Origin of the sequence: Blautia fusiformis, assembly GCF_020686995.1 — a bacterium.
Lineage (GTDB): Bacteria > Bacillota > Clostridia > Lachnospirales > Lachnospiraceae > Blautia_A > Blautia_A fusiformis.
This window is the reverse complement of record NZ_JAJEPT010000001.1, coordinates 163,527-183,028: the sequence shown is the minus strand read 5'-3', so window position 1 is coordinate 183,028 and position 19,502 is coordinate 163,527. Positions and strand designations below refer to the sequence as shown.

Genomic DNA, 19,502 nt, shown 5'->3' with positions numbered 1-19,502 from the left:
TTATTACGATCCTTATATACTCAATTCCGGTGGTCTTTTCTGTTATTGATATCGGTCAGATATTATTCTTATTACTTACACTTCAGCCTTCGGCATCACGTCTGCTGCCGCGGTGATATACTCATTCTCGATCTTACCAAACAGACCGCTGTCTGCAAGCTCTGCAAGCTTCACGTCAATCGGCATCTTGCCCAGGACCGGAACCTTCAATTCTGCAGCGATCTCATCGATATGGCTCTCGCCAAAAACCTTGATCTCTTTTCCGCAGTCCGGACATTTCACATAGCTATAGTTCTCCACGATTCCAAGGACCGGAACCTTCATCATATCAGCCATGTTATAGGCCTTCTTGACGATCATGCGGACCAGATCCTGCGGGGAAGTAACGATCACAACACCCTCGATCGGCAGGGACTGGAATACTGTCAGCGGAACATCTCCGGTTCCTGGCGGCATATCTACAAAGAGATAATCCAATTCACCCCAGATCACATCACTCCAAAACTGTTTTACCATATTTGCAAGGACCGGACCTCTCCAGATCACCGGTGTCTCCTCATCCGGAAGAAGAAGGTTTACAGACATAACCTCGATTCCATTTGCAGTTGGCATCGGATAGATCCCGTTGTCACTGCCCTGTGCATTGCCCTTGATGCCATACATCTTCGGAATGGACGGACCGGTGATATCAGCATCCATAATGCCCACTTTATATCCCTTGGAAGCCATCAGGTTTGCCAGGGAGCCTGTTACGAAGGATTTACCCACGCCTCCCTTTCCGCTGACAACTCCGATCACATGTTTTACGTCAGAAAAAACATTTGGTTCTGCTATGAGGCTCTGGTTTTTTTTCTCTCCGCAGCCTTCACAGCTTGATTTGTTGCAGGATGTATTGCTACACTCTTTTGCCATAATAGATTCCTCTCATTCTTTGTATTTACACTGACAGAACTGACTCTCTGTCCGTGCATTTTTCTCATTCATGATCTCTCATGAACCCCTTACCTTACTTCATAAATCTGTCGATCGCTTTTTCCAGTTCTTTGATAGCATCCCTGTCTCCATGCTCTACTGCATCCACGATGCAGTGTTCTATATGATCCTGCAGTATGATCTTGCCTGTATTATTGATCGCAGATTTTACGGCTGACAGCTGGATCAGCACTTCGCTGCAGTCACGTCCTTCCTCCACCATACGCTTAATGGATTCCATATGACCAATGGCCCTGGAAAGTCTGTTGAGTACGGCCTTGGTCTGTGCGTGGCTGTGATGATGAGGATGTGTGCTATCGTGAGTATGCACATGTTCCTGTTCCCCGTGGGTATGCTCAAGAACGGTTCCATCCTCGAGAACGTGCACATGTGTTTCTTTCATGTGTATTTCCTCCTTCAGATCTCCGTGAAAGAACAGCGCTGCCGGATCATAGATGTCTGAATGTCAAAAATGATGGTTCCGTCTTCCAGTACTGTCTTCTCGTAGGAGACATCCTTCCCCTGAAATTTCTGTTTCACATACGCTTCCGGATCTGCAATCTCCACTTCTTCCACAAATACATCACGCATCTGATTTCTCGGACATTTGTTAAAAATTTCCCAGATTACTTCGTACTCTTTCATCTGTGCCTGTTCCTTTCTTCGTCATCTTATCTATTATAATAATTTTATGTTTTTTTGTCAAAAATAATTGCACTCACGCAAATATTGTCGTATGATACATATTAAAAATATTACTGCTCTGTCCGTGGGCAGTAAACATATATTAATGTGATAAATCAAAGGAGATAAATTTCATGCAGCTTTTAAAAGACAGAATTCTGACAGACGGCGTAGTAAAAGAAGGAAATATTTTAAAAGTGGACAGCTTTCTGAATCATCAGATGGATATTGACCTGATCAACGAGGTCGGCAAAGAATTCAAGAAACGTTTTGACCACTGTCCAATCACCAAGATCCTTACCATCGAAGCTTCCGGTATCGGTATTGCCTGTATTGCGGCACAGTATTTCCATGTACCGGTTGTATTTGCCAAGAAAGCACAGAGTGTGAACCTTGACGGCGAGATGTACACCACCAAGGTAGAATCTTTCACCCACAAGAAAGTTTACGATGTGATCCTTTCCAAGAAATTTCTCGGACCGGAAGATCACGTACTCCTGATCGATGATTTTCTTGCCAATGGCTGTGCACTTCTCGGTCTGATCGACATCGTTAAGAAATCCGGCGCAACTCTTGAAGGAGCCGGAATCGTTATCGAAAAAGGCTTCCAGTCCGGCGGACAGACCATCCGTGACATGGGTATCCACCTGGAATCCCTTGCTATCATTGATTCCATTGCTGATGGCAAACTTACTTTCCGTGAATAAGATTTATCATAAAAAATACTCCTGAAAACTTATATACATTGTTTCCAGGAGTATTTTTATTTTTATCACAGCCGGATCATGATGTCATTTCTGATCTATGCAGCTGCATCCTTTTCTGGCTTCTCTGAAGGTGTCGGAGTTACTGTTTCCTCCGGTGTCGGTGTTCCGGAAATTTCCGTCTCTTCCTTTTCCGATGAAGCCGATGCAGCTTCCGTTGTATTTTCATCTATATCCGGTTCTTCCGTCACCGTAGCTTCCGGTGTCACTGTCGGCGTTGGTGTGGCAGTTGCCTCCGGCATGATTTCATTCTCTTCATAATATCCGTCATCCACAAGCATCTGATAATTATCTGCATCGATCAGCTGGATATCACTGGTCACAGTTCCCACGATCTTGGTCCCGTTATCATACTGCTCATAATCGGAGATCTCCGGTTTCTCCCCTTTCAAAATAGCATCCACCATCGTTACACAATCATTTGCCAGTACACGGTTATCAAACAGCAAATCATCCTCAATCTTTCCCTGGATCACAGCTGTCACTGCTTCTGCCTCACAGCCGCCTCCTGTGATCATAGGCCAGCCATCCTCTCCAGACACATATCCAGCATCCTCCAGAGCATCCACAGCCCCAAGTGCAAGGTCATCGGCACCTGTGCAGATAATATCCGGCGCACCCTCTGTATAATTCTGAGAAAGGATCTCCGCCATATCATTCTTTGCGGTATTTCTTCCGGAACGCATCACTGCAGTATCATCAAAGGTCAGCTTTCCTGAAGTACATACCAGTGTTCCATCGTCGAAATATTCCTGAAGCTCCTCCATCACTCCATTATAAAAGAACAGTGCGTCACGATCATCCGGAGAGCCCATAAGGAACTCAATGGTCAGAGTTTTCTTTTCTTCCCGTGCTTTCTCCAGATCCATTTTTTTTATGATGGAATCTCCCACCATTTTTCCGGCTTCTCTTGTATTAAAGGTAACATAATAGTTGACCTTATCTGTATCCATGATCAGCTGATCGTACGAAATCACGGGAATGGATTTCTCGTACACCTGCTCCAGCACATCGTTCAGGCTGTAAGCATCTGCAGGTGCGATGACAAGTGCAGAAAGCTCTTCATCGTCCAGAATGGACTGAATCTGGGATACCTGCGTATCACTGTCTTCATCTGCCCAAAATATCTCTGCATCATATCCATCATCTTCCAGTGTATTCTGAAGAGTTTCTCCATCAGCAGACCAACGGGGATCATCTGCTGATGAAGGCAGAAACACTCCTACTTTCTTATCTGCTGCCGCAGTTTCCTTTGCTTCTTCTTTTTCTTCTTTCTCTGCATCATCGCTGTTTTTGGCTTTTCCTTCCGGGTCTTCAGACTCCACACTTTCATTGGCTGCCTCTGTCGCCTCTTTGTTTTTTCCACAGCCGGAAAAGGCTGCTGTAAAGACAAAAGCTCCCACAAGCAGGATTGCTGTTTTTTTCTTCATGATCAAATCTCTCCTATAAGCCTTTATAGTCCTTTGCCAGTGATTTCAGATAGTCTCTGTAGGCGGCTGCAGATTTCTTGGGTTTCAGGATACGTACACTGCCGCCCATCCCGGTCAGCCATCCGTAGAATTTTCCATTTTCCGGAAGTTCTGCAGTTACCGTCAGATCTCCGCTATCTTTCATTTTATATTCTGCAGCTGTGCCGAAAAAGTCTCTCACCTCCACCTGTACAGCTCCGGCACAGAGAAGTTTTATTTCTTTTTTTATGGTTCCGGCTGAAGCCTCAAGAAGCTTCCGGTACCCTGTCACAGATGTCTCATGAATATCTTTAGTTTCACGAATATCCTTAGCTTCAGCAGTCAGCCCGGGTTCTTCAGACAGCTGTTCCTCTCCGGCACTCTCACCGGCAAGATAATAACCACCCGGCCGTTCTCTTGTATAACGGATATCCATTCCAAAAGAACGTAATACCTCCACATCATCATAAATGCTCTTTCGCTCTGCACGGATTCCCTGTTTCTCAAGATTCTCAAGGATCTTCTGCATAGATATTACCCGATGCTCCCCTGTTTCCCGCAGCATTTTTTCAAGGTACAGGATCTTCGCCTTCTGATTGTTTGATTTTGCCATACTGCCCTCTTATCCTTCGTTTTTTACAAAGCGGTGGAAAATATAGGAGTTTGCCTCCTGTTCCTCGCTGTCGTCCAGTTTCTCAAGTTCGATCTTTTTACCGTATTTCTTTTCCAGTGCACGGCTGATCAGAAGATCTGCAAGCTGCGGATTTTTAGGAAGAAGTGGTCCGTGAAGATACGTACCGATCACATTTTTGTATACAACCCCTTCCTCTCCGGATTGTCCGTCATTTCCGTATCCTGACAGAACCTTCCCCAGGGATTTGTTGTTTCCGATGGTGGTACGCCCTCCATGATTTTCAAAGCCTACGATAGGCATATCAAAAAGATCGCTCTGCATCACAATGTTTCCAATAAGGCGGCCTTTTCCCTGCTCAGTGCTCATATCTACAAGCTTCAGCCCTTCGATCATTCCCTGATCAGTTTTATAATAATTTCCAAGGAGCTGATACCCTCCACAGATTGCGATCACAACTCCATTATCTTCCACATACGCCTTGAAATCCTTCTGGATTTCCTTCAGCTTTTCGCATACCAGCATCTGTTCTCTGTCGGAGCCACCGCCAAGAAGTACGATATCCAGTTTGGAAAAATCGATTCTGTCATCCAGTTCGTAGGCTATGGTTTCTGCCTCGATTCCTCTCCAGATACAGCGCTTCATCAGACACTGGATATTTCCTCTGTCACCGTAAAGGTTCAGAAGATCCGGATATAAATGTCCTATCGTTATCTTCATTTCTCACCCTCCAGTTTCTTCAGGATATTTCTGGTGCCAAACAGCGCCGTATAATTTACAAGTACATAAAGATTGCCGCATCCATCCCCGATTCGTTTGCGGATGGCTGTCTCCACATCATTTTCCAGCATGGACGGGATATCCACATATTTCAGACGGAGGCGCATATCCTGACACCGGATACCACTGACTGTGATGGAATTGATATTGTCCCCTCCGAAAAGATCAAAATCCACATCCCAGAGCCAGGAGATATCTTTTCCATCCTGTGCATTATCATTGATCACAATGATGATATCCTTTGGTGATCCGTCCTGCATCACAGCTGAAATGTTCTGGTTAAAACCGGCCGGATTCTTAGCTAGATTCAGAACAACACCGGTGCCCTTGATCCGAAACTGTTCATTGCGTCCGTTCTCCGGGTTAAACTTCCGGAGCATCTCATTAAAATGCTCCGCCTTAAAGCCTGCGGTACGAATTCCCGCATAGGCAGCCAGAATATTATACACATTATAAAATCCCTTATAATTGGCCACGATCCGTTTATCTTCCACTGTAAAGGCGATCTGATCATCCACCTTCACATCTGTGGCATCAAAGTCGATCTCCGGACGTTTAAAGCCGCATTTCGGACATCTGTAGTCACCCAGCTGACTGTAATGATAGAAGCTGTAGATCAGTCTTTCTCCACAGCACTTACAGAACCGGCCCTCACGGATCTCGTTTGTTTTGTTCTCGATCACCGGTTTGCTGATCCCGTAGGTTACAAAAGGATTTCCGCAGTCCATGGCAAGATATGCAGACAGTGCATCGTCGCCATTGACAATGACCTTCATATCCGGAACCTTTTTCATCATTTCTTCCAGGATGTTCATAGTGATATCGATCTCGCCATAACGATCCAGCTGATCACGGAACAGATTGGTCATAACCATATAATCCGGTTTGATTCTTGTGAACACATGTCTTGTGGATGCCTCATCCACCTCTATACAGGCATAATCCGCATCCAGTTTTCCGCTGAATTTGGCCCCCAATACAAAGGCTGCCACAACTCCATTCAGCATATTTGAACCGGTATGATTGCAGATGACCTTTTTTCCCTCTGCCTCAAGGCCTGCGCACAGCATGTTATTGGTTGTGGTCTTTCCGTTGGTTCCGCATACTACAAATATTTTTTCTCTTACCTGAGAAGAAAGCTCTTCCAGGATATCCGGACAGATCTTCATCGCGACCTTACCGGCCCAGGTCACACCCTGCCGGCCCATAAGCTTACAGACATGTCCTGTGATCTTTGCTGCCATCACAGCAATAGTTGTTCTTATTTTCATAATCTTCTGATTCCTTTGTTTTTATTTCTCTTACCACAGATCTTCCGCTGTCAGGAAATCGGTACAGATTCCTTCTGCGCCCTGTGAAATATACCTTCTGGCCTGGTCACGGTCATTGACCGTATAAACATACAGACTGATCCCATTTTTTTCGAAGATCTTCTCCGTTTCTTCTGACCAGTACTCCCAGTATACTGTTGCTGCCGGAATTCCCTTATCTTTACAGAAGGATGCAATATGCTCCAGTTCTTCCACAGAATACTCCTGCCACAGTGAGTATACATAGGAAGGAAAGGAATAGATCATGGCTGTCCCGGGGAACATTGCTTCACTGTAGATTTCCGGAATGATCTGATCCAGCGTCTCACCGGCACCTGCACTCCTGGCGATTTCCACATAATCACTGTAATCCTCCAGTGTTCTCTGATAATTACGAAGAGAATACTGTTTGGAATCGATCAGCACATATGCATCCGGATAATCTTTCAGAAGAAGAAAAAAATCCTCCAGTGTCATGGGGGTGTATTTCCCATATATTTTACTTTGTCTGAATTCCTTTTCTGTAAGGACTTTTTTTCCGTTGCCATCCCACTGTCCCATGGAATCGTTCCAGTTATGCCTGCAGACCCATACTCCATCTGATGTCCTGGAAAGATCCAATTCAAAAAGACGTACTCCCTGTTCATACATGAACAGAAATCCCTCTCTGGAATTCAGGTAATCCTTTCCGTCCATACCTCCCAGAGCATGTGCAATGGTCCTGTGGTCCTTCCAGCTAAATCCTCCTGATGTATTCCGGGCAGCTTCTGTTTCCGGAAAACTTCCTCCCAGAAGAAAAAGCGATACAAACAGTATTTCCAATGTCAGTATAAAACGTCGCATCATCTCAGGCAACAAAAAAATGCACAAGACGTAAAGGAAAACAGTTCCTCTCTGCTTTCCTTTTTATCTTCTGCAAATTTATCATATCCGGGAAACTGTCCCAAATCATTCCTATATTGTTTCTGTCCGGTAATACCAAAAGTCCCACCGACCATGTTTATCATCCTTTCGCATACGTGTAGTCGTATTTCGTACATTACCGATTGTACGCTAAAAAAGGATAATAATCAAGTTAATCCTCTTCTTCCTCGTCATATTCCTGCTGAAGTCTCAGATATTCATCATATTTCTCGTGTGCATTCCGGTTATAGGATCGAGAGATCGGTATTACATGCTCGCCAATATGAAAGCTGTCATTTTCAGCTCCTGTGACCCGTTCCATATTTACTATAAAACTCTGATGACACCGCAAAAATGTACTGTCATCAAGCTGTTTTTCAAAATCTTTCAACTTACCTCGGCACTGAAGTATGCTTCCGTCTGTCTTATGGAAATTCACGATATGAAGACTGCTGGTAATATAACTCACCTGACTGTACCGCACCGTATACACACGGGCGCGATACTGAAAATGGATCACCTGATCATCATTTCCGTTGCAAAGTAGCTTCTTCAGTGGTTTCATTACATATTCCAAAGTTTCTTCGGTTACAGGTTTCAGTAAATAGTTATATGCAAACAGGTCAAAAGCCTCTCTGTAATATTCATCGCTTCTGCTCATAAAAAGCACTGCCATTGACATTTCTTTTTCCCGTATCTTCCGTATTGTTTCCAGTCCGTCTACTTTCTTTGAATCAATGTTCACAAAGATTGCATCATAAGGTTTCCTTTTCTTTTCCAATTCTTCCAGTAAAAGCTCGCCGCTTTTAAATATCCGAATTTCTGACCCTGGAACGATCCGCTCAAGCTGTTTGTGAAGTCTCCTTGCATCCACCTGCATGTCGTCACAAATGGCAATGGTCATCATCGTCATATATATGTATCCCCTTTTACTCCATCATTGTTACCTTTTGTTCTATATATTATACCATGATTTGTTATTCAAATTATGGTATCTTCATGTAATTTATGGTCGAAAATCCACCATTTATGCATTTTTTCAAACTTTTTGGAATATAAAAAAAGGACATTTGCATTTCTGCAAATGTCCTTTAAATCGGTCAGAAGTAAATTATACAAGCTCGATAAGAACTTCCATAGCTGCATCGCCCTTACGCTGTCCGATCTTAACGATTCTTGTGTAACCACCGTTACGATCTGCGTATTTCGGAGCGATCTCGCTGAACATCTTGTCAACCATGTCAACTTCTTTTGTGTTTTTCTTTCTGCCAGCGCCCTTAGCAGGAACATCTGTTACAGGATAGAAAACTTTCATCATCTCACGACGTGCATGAAGTCTGGAAGAAGCATCTTTCTTGATCTCTTTCTGAACTTCGTCGTAAACTGTTTTCTTCTTACCGTCTACAACTTCTTTTACACGTTTTCCGTCAGCATCTTTACGAGCAACCTTAGCTGTTACTGTAACTGTTTCGAAATTGTCTTTCTCACGTACAGCCATAGCAATAAGTCCCTCAGCGATCTTACGGATCTCTTTAGCCTTAGCTTCTGTTGTCACGATCTTTCCGTGATAAAGAAGGTTTGTAACCTGATTTCTGAGAAGTGCTTTTCTCTGGTTAGATGTTCTGCTTAATTTTCTATATTTTGCCATTTTATTATCCTCCATCTGTGGGACACCAGGACATGCTTGTTCGGTCTTACTGCCCTGCTGCTGACACCCCACTCATTACTCTGTTTCCGGATTATTCCTCGGTAGGCTGGAGCTGAAGTCCCAGCTCTTTGAGTTTTGCAAGTACTTCCTCTAAGGATTTGCGGCCCAGATTACGAACCTTCATCATATCGTCAGAAGTCTTGTTGCATAATTCTTCAACCGTATTGATACCGGCTCTCTTAAGGCAGTTGTAGGAACGAACAGAGAGCTCAAGCTCATCAATGCTCATCTCCAGAACCTTTTCCTTCTCATTGTCTTCTTTCTCGATCATAACCTCTGCGGTCTTAGCATTCTCGGAAAGATCAATGAACAGACTTAAATGCTCGCTGAGAACCTTCGCTGCAAGGCTGACTGCCTCATCCGGATCAAGTGTTCCATTGGTATATACATCCAGTGTAAGCTTGTCGAAGTCAGTTACCTGACCAACTCGTGTATTCTCTACGATCATGTTGACTCTGTCTACCGGTGTGTAGATCGCATCCACTGCGATCATACCGATCGGCATGTCATCGGTTTTGCCTTTGTCTGCACTGATATAGCCACGTCCCTTGGTAATGGTAAGCTCCATGGCCAGTCTGCAGTCTTTTCCACCGTTCAGGGTTGCGATCACCTGATCCGGGTTCATGATCTCAATATCCTGATCTGCCTGGATATCAGCTGCTGTAACAACACCTTTTCCCTCACACTCAATGTATGCGGTCTTCGGCTCATTGTCACTGCTGTGATTCTTGATGGCAAGAGATTTCAGATTCATGATGATCTCGGTCACATCTTCCTTCACGCCCGGAATAGAGCTGAATTCATGAAGTACACCATCGATCTTCACCTGGCTTACTGCAGCTCCCGGAAGGGAGGACAGCATAATTCTTCTTAAAGAATTGCCAAGGGTAGTACCATAACCTCTTTCCAGAGGCTCTACAACGAATCTTCCAAACTTCTTATCTTCGGATATTTCGGTAATTTCGATTTTTGGTTTATTGAAATCAAACACTATAAGGTTCCCTCCTTCTGGGTTAATCAACATTCGAGGGTATTACCAATTTTTATAACTGTAGACACAGTAAACAGTTATTAATTATTTAGAATACAGCTCGACGATAAGCATCTCGTTTACAGGAACATCGATCTGCTCTCTTGTAGGAAGCTCTTTAACTACACCCTTCAGGTTCTCCTGATCAACGTCGATCCACTCCGGAACAAGTCTTCCGCCAGTGATCTCAAGGATTCCTTTATATCTCTCAGAACCTTTGCTCTTCTCTCTGATCTCAATTGTGTCTCCTGCTTTGCACAGGTAAGACGGAATATTTACAGATTTTCCGTTAACAAGTACGTGCTTGTGATCTACGATCTGACGAGCCTCTCTTCTTGTTCTGGCAAATCCCATACGGAAAACGATGTTGTCAAGTCTGCTCTCAAGCATAACCATAAGGTTCTCACCTGTCTGGCCCTGCATTCTGTCGGCTTTCTTGTAGTAATTACGGAAAGGTTTCTCAAGAACTCCGTAGATAAATTTTGCTTTCTGTTTCTCTTTTAACTGAAGACCATACTCAGACACCTTGCGGTTTGCACGTTTTAACTGTCTTGTGGACTTCTTATCAATTCCTAAGTAAATCGGATCCAGGCCAAGGGATCTGCATCTTTTCAGAACAGGTACTCTATTTACTGCCATTTCAACTACCTCCTAATTAGACTCTTCTGCGTTTTGGTGGACGGCATCCGTTGTGAGGAACCGGAGTTACGTCACGAATGCTGGTTACTTCAAGTCCGCATGCCTGAAGCGCACGGATTGCAGCTTCACGGCCTGAGCCCGGGCCTTTTACCATAACGTCTACTGTTTTTAATCCATGAATTAAAGCAGCCTTTGTTGCAGTCTCTGCTGCCATCTGTGCTGCATAAGGGGTAGATTTCCTTGAACCTTTAAATCCAAGACCACCGGCACTTGCCCATGAAAGAGCGTTTCCTTCGTTATCTGTCAGTGTGACGATTGTATTGTTGAAGGAAGACTGAATGTGTGCCTGTCCGTGTTCAACGTTTTTCTTGACACGACGTTTTGTCGTTTTCTTTGTAACTTTTGCCATTTTAAAACTAACCTACACTTTCCTTTTATTGAAATTAATTAGTTATATCTATAAATTATTTCTTCTTGTTTGCAACAGTTCTCTTCGGTCCCTTGCGAGTTCTCGCATTTGTCTTAGTCTTCTGACCACGAACCGGGAGTCCTTTACGATGACGGATACCTCTGTAGCATCCAATCTCCTGCAGTCTCTTGATGTTAAGGGCGATTTCCCTTCTCAGATCACCTTCTACTGTCATTGTCTCATCAATAACAGCGCTCAGTCTCTTAACCTCATCATCAGTCAGATCTCTGACACGTGTGTCAGGATTAACCTCTGCTTTAGCAAGAATTTTGTCTGCGCTTGGTCTACCAATTCCATAAATGTAGGTAAGACCGATTTCAATACGTTTCTCTCTTGGTAAGTCTACACCAGCTATACGAGCCATGTACTGTTTCCTCCATTTTCTGTTTCTGAAAGTTCCGCATATCGTATGTCACTTGCTCTCGCAAGGTGAAATGGGACATATCGACCTGCCGCTTTCTTTTCTAGTTTCCTAATTGGGGTGCCTCGGTAAAACACCCAGCTGTAATTGGCGAATCACAGCCTTTCCGAAATTGCGGATCTTAACCGCTGTTGCCTCTCGGTATTAGGCAATACATGCTTATTATCTGTTCAGCAGAACAACCCTACCGGGTGTTTCATACTGCAGCCGCACGTTTCACAAACATTCCAAAGAAGTTCCGATATGGAAATCAACCCTGACGCTGTTTGTGCTTCGGGTTCTCACAGATGATTCTGATGGATCCCTTTCTCTTAATGACCTTGCACTTCTCGCAGATCGGCTTTACAGATGATCTTACTTTCACTGGAAATCCTCCTTCCGTAAATTAGTCTCATATCTGCAGTTTCACAGGCGCACTCATACACAGTATTTGCGCGCTTGAAATATATACTAACACCTGTTTTCCTGAAATGCAAGAAAAATTTAAAAAATTTTTGATTTTTTTTACGGGCTGTATTATAATGGGTGGCAAAGTCCGGCAGACATATGGAATCTGCCTATTTTAATGAAAGGAATCTTTACATATGCATACGGAAATGAAGTATCGTTTTCTGATACATTACACCTTATCTTTTATCGGTGGATACCTGGGGCTTTATGCCATTGTGTCAAGAGCTGATCTTTTTGGCAATGCCCAGACAGCCAACCTTCTTGGTGTTGTTCGTGATCTCATAGGCAGGGATTTTTCGGATATGCTACTGCGTGTGGGTGCGCTTCTCATATATATGGCTGCTGTGATCCTTACGGTCTGGATCCCGGAGCATTTTTCCACAGATCTTCGTTTTATCAGTATCGGGATCGATATCTTTGCGATCCTGCTCCTGGGATTCTTTCCTTCCGGAATGTCTCCGGTTGTCGCTCTTTACCCCGTGTTCTTTGCGATGCCTTTCCAGTGGTGTACCTTCAAGGCTCCCGGCGGATATAACAGCTCAACGATCTTTTCCACCAACAATCTCCGTCAGTTCACCACAGCTGTCACACAGTTTCTTATGAAAAAGGACAGCGCACAGTGCGATAAAGCAAAATTCTACGGAATGACGCTGCTTTCTTTCCATACAGGTGCAGCTCTGTCTCTGATCCTGTATATGACCTGCGGTCTCTCAGGCGTATGGCTCTGTCTGGTTCCTGCCTTCTATGCTGTATGGCTGATCAGTGCAGACCGGAATACTGCTGATACACCGGCAGTTACCCGAAGCAGCGCTTCTGCCTGCAGCAGCTTCAGGAATCTTTCTTATAAGAAAAAAGAGGCCTGACTTTATTTTAGTTTTGATAAAAGAAGGGGAAATGTGATCTGTTTTTACACTGTCACATTTCCTTTTTTGTTTACGCGCAGCTTACAGCTTATATGCGTTCGAAATCCAGTATCATGGTTTTGAATAGCCGCAAATTGATTTCATCTATATTTCTCATACTGTCTTCATAACATATCAATATGTTTTTTAACTTGTTTAAACATTTTCCGGCATTTTCATTGCACTTGCCGGGAAAATCTCTTATAATTATTTCAGAAATCATAAATCCCTCTATATATTTTTGACCGAACATGAATGGAGAATTGAAATGCCCAGAAGTATTTACGAAGATATTTATAAAGATCTGAAAATGAAAATAGAGGACAACACCTTTGCCTATCAGGAGCTTCTGCCTTCCGAAAACACTCTGATCCGGACTTATGGCTGCTCCCGCAATACCCTGCGCCGTGCAGTCCGTCTTCTTGTCAGTGATGGCTATGTACAGACCATGCAGGGAAAAGGTGTCCGCAATATCTACCGTCCAAACGAACAGACTGCTTTCACCATCGGAGAGATTGAAACCTTCAAGGAATCTGCTGCAAGGAACGGTCAGAATGCCCATACAGAGGTGGCTCTCTTTACAGAACTTTGTATCAGCAAAAAGCAGTCTGCTTACACAGGATTTCCCGCTGGTGCAGAAGTATATTATATTCAGCGTATCCATTATCTTGAAGATATCCCACTGATCATCAACCATAATTATTTTCTGAAGGAATCCGTTCCCGGCCTTACTGCCGAGATTGCCAGCCATTCTATCTATGAATACCTGGAGCAGGAGCTTCATATGACCATTGTCAACAGCAAACGTGTCATGACTGTGGAAAAGGTTACGGAAATTGATGAAAAATATCTTCATCTGAATGTAAAAGATTATAACTGCGTGGCTGTGGTGTCCAGCCAGACTTATAACAGTGATGGCGTGATGTTTGAGTATACCCAGTCACGACACAGACCGGATCACTTTCGATTTTATGATAATGCCCTGCGCCGATGAGCCCGGCTCATAACTGCTTCGCAGCTATACGGTTATAAGCCGGCAACAAATGTGGCTCACAAATATCCGCCTGGATCTGTATAGATACCTGAATCTGTATAGATGCTGCAGTTTCCTATTTCCCGGAATTATGTTATACTGAAACGATCAAATGGAGAGAGGATATTTTATTTATATGAAAAAACGAGAATCTTTTAACAGCCGCTGGGGATTCATTCTTGCCTGCATCGGGTCTGCGGTTGGAATGGGAAATATCTGGATGTTTCCCACCAGAGTTTCCCTGTATGGAGGGGGATCGTTCCTGATCCCGTATTTTATTTTCGTAGCACTGATCAGCTTTACCGGAGTGATCGGTGAGATGAGCTTTGGCCGTGGGACACGTTCCGGGCCCATTGACGCCTTCGGCATGGCCTGTGAAACCCGCGGAAAGCGAAAGCCTGGCGAACTGCTCGGATGGATCCCTGTGATCGGAGCACTGGCTATGGCTATCGGCTATACAGTTGTTATGGGATGGATCTTCCGATATATGATCGGAGCCTTTACAGGATCTACCCTGGCACCTGCGGATATTGAGTCCTTTGAGTCTCAATTCGGAGGTATGGCCTCTGCCTGGGGAAATAATCTCTGGCAGCTGGCTGCTCTTGTGATCTGCATGTTTATCCTGATGTACGGCGTTGGAAGCGGTATCGAAAAAGCCAACAAGATCATGATGCCTGTTTTCTTTATCCTGTTTGTGATCCTTGGCATCTATGTTGCGTTTCAGCCGGGCTCAAACGCAGGATACCGCTATATCTTCCGCGTGGAGCCGGAAGTTCTGGCCAAGCCTTCCACCTGGATCTTTGCACTGGGGCAGGCATTTTTCTCCCTGTCTGTGGCCGGAAACGGAACCCTGATCTACGGTTCCTATCTTCCGGACAGTGAGGATATCCCGGCTTCTGCTGCAAGAGTGGCTCTTTTTGATACCATTGCCGCCATGCTGGCAGCTCTTGTGATCATTCCGGCCATGGCGACCACCGGAGCCAAGCTTGACCAGGGCGGTCCCGGACTTTTGTTCATCTACCTGCCGCACCTGATCAAAACCATGCCCGGCGGACGGATCATTGCCATCATCTTTTTCGTAGCTGTATTCCTTGCAGGTATGACCTCGCTTATGAACCTTTATGAAGCACCCATTGCCACAGTCCAGGAAAAAACAGGTCTTGGCCGGACTCCTTCCTGCATGGTGATCGCAATGATCGGCGTTGTAGCTTCTCTGCTGATCCAGGGCATTGTTTCTGACTGGATGGATGTGCTTTCCATCTATATCTGTCCTCTCGGCGCAGGATTTGCAGGGATCATGTTCTTCTGGATCTTCGGCCGGAGCTATGTGGAAAGCCAGGTCAACAAAGGCCGCGAGAAACCATTCACGAAATATTTTTACCCGGTGTGTAAATATCTTTATATTCCGGTGTGCTTTCTGGTGCTGATCCTTGGTGTTGTGCTGGGCGGGATCGGATGATAAGGTGATAACATAAGTAAAATAAAAAATTATCTGCATAAACAAATCCCCCGAAAAATGATTTTTTAATCATTTCCGAGGGATTTTTATGTTTTATCTTATAATATTCGTAAAGCCAGGATTTTCGATTTGCTGCATATCCTGAATACACTCACTTCACAGTTTGTCAACAAGTTTAAGTTTTACACTGATTTCCAATTATTCTACATTCTTAGAGTGTATCCGGTTTCTCCACTTCGTAATCAGACCAGGAAGCAATTGTATCGCTGCCTGAGAAACGTAAAAAAATGTGAGTGATAAATTCCACTTCAGATTCTTTTTCTGCAGAAAAGGCAAAAAAAGACCCGGCAGCTTAACGCCACCAGGTCATCTTTTACAATATTTCTTATTTATCTCTCCAGATGATTCTTCCTTTGGAAAGATCATACGGAGAAAGTTCGATCGTTACTTTATCTCCCGGGAGAATACGGATAAAATTCATACGGAGCTTGCCACTGATATGTGCAAGTACCACATGTTTGTTTTCCAGTTCCACTTTAAACATCGCATTAGGCAGTTTCTCCAGAACAGTGCCTTCTACTTCGATCACATCTGCTTTTGACATTTTTTACCTCCTATGTCATGACAACAATTGCTGCTTACAGATTCGTAAGCGTCAGAATCTCTGGTTCCCCATCGGTGATGAGGATCGTGTTTTCATAATGGGCGGAAAGTGAACCATCCATGGTTACCACTGTCCACTCATCGTCCAGCCATGCCACGTCCGCACGACCAAGGTTGATCATGGGCTCGACGGCCAGGGTCATTCCCGGAAGGAGCTTGATGCCCCTGCGCTTCTGCGGGAAGTTTGGAATCTGCGGATCCTCATGAAGATGAGTTCCGATTCCATGTCCTACAAGGTCACGTACAATACCATAACGGTATTTCGCTGCGTGGGCTCCGATGGCTTTGGAAATATCATTTAAATGATTTCCGGCTTTTGCCATTTTCAGTCCTTCAAAAAAGCACTCTCTTGTAACCTTAATGAGCTGCTGTGCTTCTTTGGATACTTCACCTACCGCATAGGTACGTGCTGCGTCAGAATGGTAGCCCTTATAAATCAGGCCGGCGTCGATCTTAACCAGATCCCCGTCCTGGATGATCTTCTCCTCGGATGGAATTCCATGCACAACCTCATCATTCAGGCTGATGCAGAAAGAAGCCGGAAAACCTCCGTAGTTCAGAAAGTTCGGAATACAGCCCATAGACCGGATCATTTCTTCTCCGATCTTATCAATCTCTTTGGTGCTGACACCCGGTTTGATGTAAGGGATCAAACCGTCATGCACCTTCTCAAGAAGATGGCCTGCTTCTCTCATAAGTTCGATTTCATGCTGTGTCTTAATTGTTACGGACATTCTTATTCTCCTAAGATGTCAACGATCTCCTGGAATACCTCATTCAGATCCCTGGTTCCGTCTACCGTCTTCAAAACACCCTGTGTGGTGTAATAGTCAATCAATGGCTGTGTCTGCTCATGATAAACATTCAGACGCTTCTGAACTGTTTCCGGCTTGTCATCATCACGGAGTACAAGCTTGTCACCACAGGTATCGCAGACCCCCTCTGTCTTCGGTGCTGCAAATACAACGTGATAAGTTGCACCGCATTTCACACATGCACGGCGTCCGCCCATACGTTTCACGATGTTATCATCCGGCACATCCACATCGATCGCATAGTCAATTTTGCTTCCAAGTTTGTTCAGAGCCTCTGTCAGACATTCTGCCTGCGGAATTGTTCTCGGGAAACCATCCAGAACATACCCTTCCCTTGCGTCATCCTGCTGGATTCTGTCAACAACAAGGTCGCAGGTCAGTTCATCCGGAACAAGAAGTCCCTGATCCATGTAAGTTTTTGCTTTGTTTCCAAGCTCGGTACCGTTTTTGATGTTAGCACGGAAAATATCTCCTGTGGAGATGTGCGGAATCCCATATTTCGCCGCAATTTTCTTAGCCTGAGTACCTTTACCTGCCCCCGGTGCACCCAACATAATAATTCTCATAGCATACCCTCCATTTTCCTGTTTTCTGCCTGATTTTCAGACAGTCCTGTTTACAAATCAAGGCTGCGACACTTTCGCACCGCAACCTTCATTTTCAATTAGTTCAGGAAGCCTTTGTAATTACGTACAAGCAGCTGAGATTCCACCTGCTTAACGGTCTCCAGGATAACACCTACGATGATGATGATAGATGTACCGCCGAAGGAAACATCCGCACCGAACACACCGTTGAAGAAGAACGGTATAACGGCCACGATAACAAGACCTACTGCACCTATAAATATAATATAATTCAGGATTTTAGTCAAATAATCTGAAGTCGGTTTTCCCGGACGGATGCCTGGGATAAAACCGCCCTGCTTTTTGATATTATCGGCTACTTCCAACGGATTAAAGGTAATTGATGTATAGAAGTATGCGAAGAATACGCAAAGTACCACATACACGATCAGACCCCAGCTGTACTGGATCTGACTTGGATTACACCAGTTATTGGAGGAAAGTCCTCTTAAGATCTCACTTCCGATGCCCGTTCCGTTTCCTTTGCCAGCGAACTGAGCAATGATCGACGGGAAAGACATGATAGAGGAAGCAAAAATAACCGGGATAACGCCGGCAGTATTTACCTTGAGCGGGATGTTTGTGGACTGACCGCCCATCATTTTACGTCCAACCATCTTTCTGGAATACTGAACCGGAATTCTTCTCTCTGCTCCGTTGAGGATAAGTACGAGCACTACAACAAACAGAATAATCACAGCAATGATGCAGGCTGCAAGCATTCCTTTTGCAATTGTTTTGCCCTTGACGAAGTTCTCATAAAGAAGGGACATATCACTCGGGATCCTGGACACGATATTGATAGTCAGGACGATGGAAATACCATTTCCAATGCCCTTCTCTGTAATACGCTCGCCCAGCCACATAAGCATTGCGGAACCCGCTGTTAAACTTGCAACAACTACGATTCCTTTAAGGAAGCTCATGTTCGGGATCATACCCTGACGTCCAAATCCGATTGCCATGGCAACAGACTCAAACAGAGCAAGACCAACCGTTACATAACGTGTGATTGCTGTAAGCTTTTTTCTTCCTTCTTCTCCGTCACGCTGCATCTCTTCCAGTGCCGGAATGGCAATGGTAAGAAGCTGAATGATAATGGAAGAAGTAATGTAAGGTGTGATGTTCAATGCGAAAATTGACATCTGAGTAAAGGAACCGCCGGTGAACGCATCAAAGAAATTGAATGCGTCACCGGTATTAGATTCAAACCACTGCTTAAAGAAGTCACTGTCGACTCCCGGTACAGGAAGCTGGGATCCGATTCTGATCACGAATATCATCCAGATCAGATAGAGAAGCTTTCTTCTCATTTCCTTTACTTTGAAAACACTCTTAAGAGTCTCAAACATTAGATCACCTCTACTGTACCACCAGCAGCTTCAATTTTTGTTTTTGCAGTCTCGCTGACAGCGTTTACTTTAACATTAAGTTTTTTTGTAAGCTCGCCGTTTCCAAGGATCTTAACACCATCACCGATCTTGGAGATTGCACCGCTTGCAAGTAAGCTGTCAACTGTAACCTCTGCGCCATCCTCAAAACGATTGAGAACGTCTACATTGATTGCGATAATTTCTTTAGAGTTTCTGTTAGTGAAACCTCTCTTAGGAAGACGTCTGTATAAAGGCATCTGACCTCCCTCGAATCCCGGTTTCTTATGTCCGGAACGAGCAAGCTGTCCTTTATGTCCTTTACCAGCAGTTTTGCCGTTTCCTGAACCATGTCCACGGCCTCTTCTGAAGTTATCGCTATGCTTGGAACCCTCTGCGGGTCTTAAGTTTGATAATTCCATTCT

At 44.4% G+C, this 19,502-nt stretch carries 24 protein-coding genes; 4 read left to right on the top strand and 20 right to left on the bottom strand.

Annotated features, from left to right (window positions below; translation table 11 throughout):
- Positions 1-75: 75 nt before the first annotated feature.
- The 3 genes from LKD46_RS00985 to LKD46_RS00975 all read right to left on the bottom strand — a co-directional run bounded on the left by LKD46_RS00985 (position 76) and on the right by LKD46_RS00975 (position 1,617).
- Positions 76-912, bottom strand: coding sequence for an Mrp/NBP35 family ATP-binding protein (locus LKD46_RS00985; RefSeq protein WP_227573675.1), 837 nt, complete (start codon positions 910-912; stop codon positions 76-78).
- A 94-nt stretch (positions 913-1,006) separates the two neighbouring features.
- Positions 1,007-1,375 carry a metal-sensing transcriptional repressor gene (locus LKD46_RS00980; protein WP_118513024.1) on the bottom strand — a complete coding sequence of 123 codons (369 nt, stop codon included), beginning with the start codon at positions 1,373-1,375 and terminating at the stop codon, positions 1,007-1,009.
- 14 nt (positions 1,376-1,389) lie between these two features.
- Positions 1,390-1,617 (bottom strand): hypothetical protein, encoded by a 228-nt coding sequence (locus tag LKD46_RS00975; RefSeq protein ID WP_015526956.1) that lies wholly within the window; start codon positions 1,615-1,617, stop codon positions 1,390-1,392.
- A 173-nt stretch (positions 1,618-1,790) separates the two neighbouring features.
- Between LKD46_RS00975 and LKD46_RS00970 the strand changes: the two genes are divergently transcribed.
- Positions 1,791-2,363, top strand: coding sequence for a xanthine phosphoribosyltransferase (locus LKD46_RS00970; protein WP_015526955.1), 573 nt, complete (start codon positions 1,791-1,793; stop codon positions 2,361-2,363).
- 95 nt (positions 2,364-2,458) lie between these two features.
- Here the strand turns inward: LKD46_RS00970 and LKD46_RS00965 are convergent, their stop codons facing one another.
- The 12 genes from LKD46_RS00965 to rpmJ all read right to left on the bottom strand — a co-directional run bounded on the left by LKD46_RS00965 (position 2,459) and on the right by rpmJ (position 12,123).
- Positions 2,459-3,850: a substrate-binding domain-containing protein gene (locus LKD46_RS00965; RefSeq protein ID WP_227573674.1), complete on the bottom strand. Its 1,392-nt coding sequence runs from the start codon at positions 3,848-3,850 to the stop codon at positions 2,459-2,461.
- A 13-nt stretch (positions 3,851-3,863) separates the two neighbouring features.
- On the bottom strand, positions 3,864-4,481 hold the full coding sequence (locus LKD46_RS00960; protein WP_118513022.1) for a WCX domain-containing protein: 618 nt from the start codon (positions 4,479-4,481) through the stop codon (positions 3,864-3,866).
- A gap of 9 nt (positions 4,482-4,490) precedes the next feature.
- Positions 4,491-5,219 carry a type 1 glutamine amidotransferase gene (locus tag LKD46_RS00955; protein ID WP_227573673.1) on the bottom strand — a complete coding sequence of 243 codons (729 nt, stop codon included), beginning with the start codon at positions 5,217-5,219 and terminating at the stop codon, positions 4,491-4,493.
- A complete protein-coding gene (locus LKD46_RS00950) occupies positions 5,216-6,550 on the bottom strand; it encodes a MurT ligase domain-containing protein (protein WP_118513021.1) in 1,335 nt (444 codons plus the stop codon). The genes LKD46_RS00955 and LKD46_RS00950 overlap by 4 nt, the downstream gene beginning before the upstream one ends.
- Before the next feature lie 30 nt (positions 6,551-6,580).
- Entirely contained in the window at positions 6,581-7,285 is a 705-nt protein-coding gene (locus LKD46_RS00945; protein ID WP_227573672.1) for a phosphatidylinositol-specific phospholipase C/glycerophosphodiester phosphodiesterase family protein, read from the bottom strand.
- A 379-nt stretch (positions 7,286-7,664) separates the two neighbouring features.
- Entirely contained in the window at positions 7,665-8,405 is a 741-nt protein-coding gene (locus LKD46_RS00940) for a LytR/AlgR family response regulator transcription factor (protein ID WP_227573671.1), read from the bottom strand.
- Positions 8,406-8,603: 198 nt separating this feature from the next.
- A complete protein-coding gene (gene rplQ, locus LKD46_RS00935) occupies positions 8,604-9,140 on the bottom strand; it encodes a 50S ribosomal protein L17 (protein WP_118513018.1) in 537 nt (178 codons plus the stop codon).
- A gap of 91 nt (positions 9,141-9,231) precedes the next feature.
- Positions 9,232-10,191: a DNA-directed RNA polymerase subunit alpha gene (locus LKD46_RS00930; protein WP_118513017.1), complete on the bottom strand. Its 960-nt coding sequence runs from the start codon at positions 10,189-10,191 to the stop codon at positions 9,232-9,234.
- A gap of 84 nt (positions 10,192-10,275) precedes the next feature.
- Positions 10,276-10,869 carry a 30S ribosomal protein S4 gene (gene rpsD, locus LKD46_RS00925; RefSeq protein ID WP_118513016.1) on the bottom strand — a complete coding sequence of 198 codons (594 nt, stop codon included), beginning with the start codon at positions 10,867-10,869 and terminating at the stop codon, positions 10,276-10,278.
- Positions 10,870-10,885: 16 nt separating this feature from the next.
- The gene (rpsK, locus tag LKD46_RS00920; protein ID WP_015526942.1) at positions 10,886-11,278 is read right to left on the bottom strand and encodes a 30S ribosomal protein S11; all 393 of its coding nucleotides are present in this window, start codon (positions 11,276-11,278) and stop codon (positions 10,886-10,888) included.
- A 55-nt stretch (positions 11,279-11,333) separates the two neighbouring features.
- Complete coding sequence (gene rpsM, locus LKD46_RS00915) at positions 11,334-11,702, bottom strand: 30S ribosomal protein S13 (RefSeq protein WP_008707282.1); 369 nt, start codon at positions 11,700-11,702, stop codon at positions 11,334-11,336.
- Between the two features lie 307 nt (positions 11,703-12,009).
- On the bottom strand, positions 12,010-12,123 hold the full coding sequence (rpmJ, locus tag LKD46_RS00910) for a 50S ribosomal protein L36 (RefSeq protein ID WP_003022746.1): 114 nt from the start codon (positions 12,121-12,123) through the stop codon (positions 12,010-12,012).
- 220 nt (positions 12,124-12,343) lie between these two features.
- On the opposite strand from rpmJ, the gene LKD46_RS00905 reads away from it, so the two are divergent.
- From LKD46_RS00905 to LKD46_RS00895, 3 genes are all read left to right on the top strand, one after another.
- Positions 12,344-13,072 (top strand): YoaK family protein, encoded by a 729-nt coding sequence (locus LKD46_RS00905; protein WP_227573670.1) that lies wholly within the window; start codon positions 12,344-12,346, stop codon positions 13,070-13,072.
- A 307-nt stretch (positions 13,073-13,379) separates the two neighbouring features.
- Positions 13,380-14,105 (top strand): UTRA domain-containing protein, encoded by a 726-nt coding sequence (locus tag LKD46_RS00900; RefSeq protein ID WP_227573669.1) that lies wholly within the window; start codon positions 13,380-13,382, stop codon positions 14,103-14,105.
- Positions 14,106-14,280: 175 nt separating this feature from the next.
- Positions 14,281-15,603 (top strand): sodium-dependent transporter, encoded by a 1,323-nt coding sequence (locus LKD46_RS00895; protein WP_227573668.1) that lies wholly within the window; start codon positions 14,281-14,283, stop codon positions 15,601-15,603.
- A gap of 385 nt (positions 15,604-15,988) precedes the next feature.
- Here the strand turns inward: LKD46_RS00895 and infA are convergent, their stop codons facing one another.
- The 5 genes from infA to rplO form a co-directional block, all read right to left on the bottom strand.
- The gene (gene infA / locus LKD46_RS00890; RefSeq protein ID WP_005428560.1) at positions 15,989-16,207 is read right to left on the bottom strand and encodes a translation initiation factor IF-1; all 219 of its coding nucleotides are present in this window, start codon (positions 16,205-16,207) and stop codon (positions 15,989-15,991) included.
- Between the two features lie 34 nt (positions 16,208-16,241).
- Positions 16,242-17,000: a type I methionyl aminopeptidase gene (gene map / locus LKD46_RS00885; protein WP_015526936.1), complete on the bottom strand. Its 759-nt coding sequence runs from the start codon at positions 16,998-17,000 to the stop codon at positions 16,242-16,244.
- 2 nt (positions 17,001-17,002) lie between these two features.
- Positions 17,003-17,647 carry an adenylate kinase gene (locus tag LKD46_RS00880; protein ID WP_015526935.1) on the bottom strand — a complete coding sequence of 215 codons (645 nt, stop codon included), beginning with the start codon at positions 17,645-17,647 and terminating at the stop codon, positions 17,003-17,005.
- A gap of 98 nt (positions 17,648-17,745) precedes the next feature.
- Entirely contained in the window at positions 17,746-19,059 is a 1,314-nt protein-coding gene (gene secY / locus LKD46_RS00875; RefSeq protein WP_015526934.1) for a preprotein translocase subunit SecY, read from the bottom strand.
- Positions 19,059-19,499: a 50S ribosomal protein L15 gene (gene rplO, locus LKD46_RS00870; RefSeq protein WP_015526933.1), complete on the bottom strand. Its 441-nt coding sequence runs from the start codon at positions 19,497-19,499 to the stop codon at positions 19,059-19,061. Before rplO ends, secY begins: the two co-directional genes overlap by 1 nt.
- Positions 19,500-19,502 lie beyond the last annotated feature (3 nt).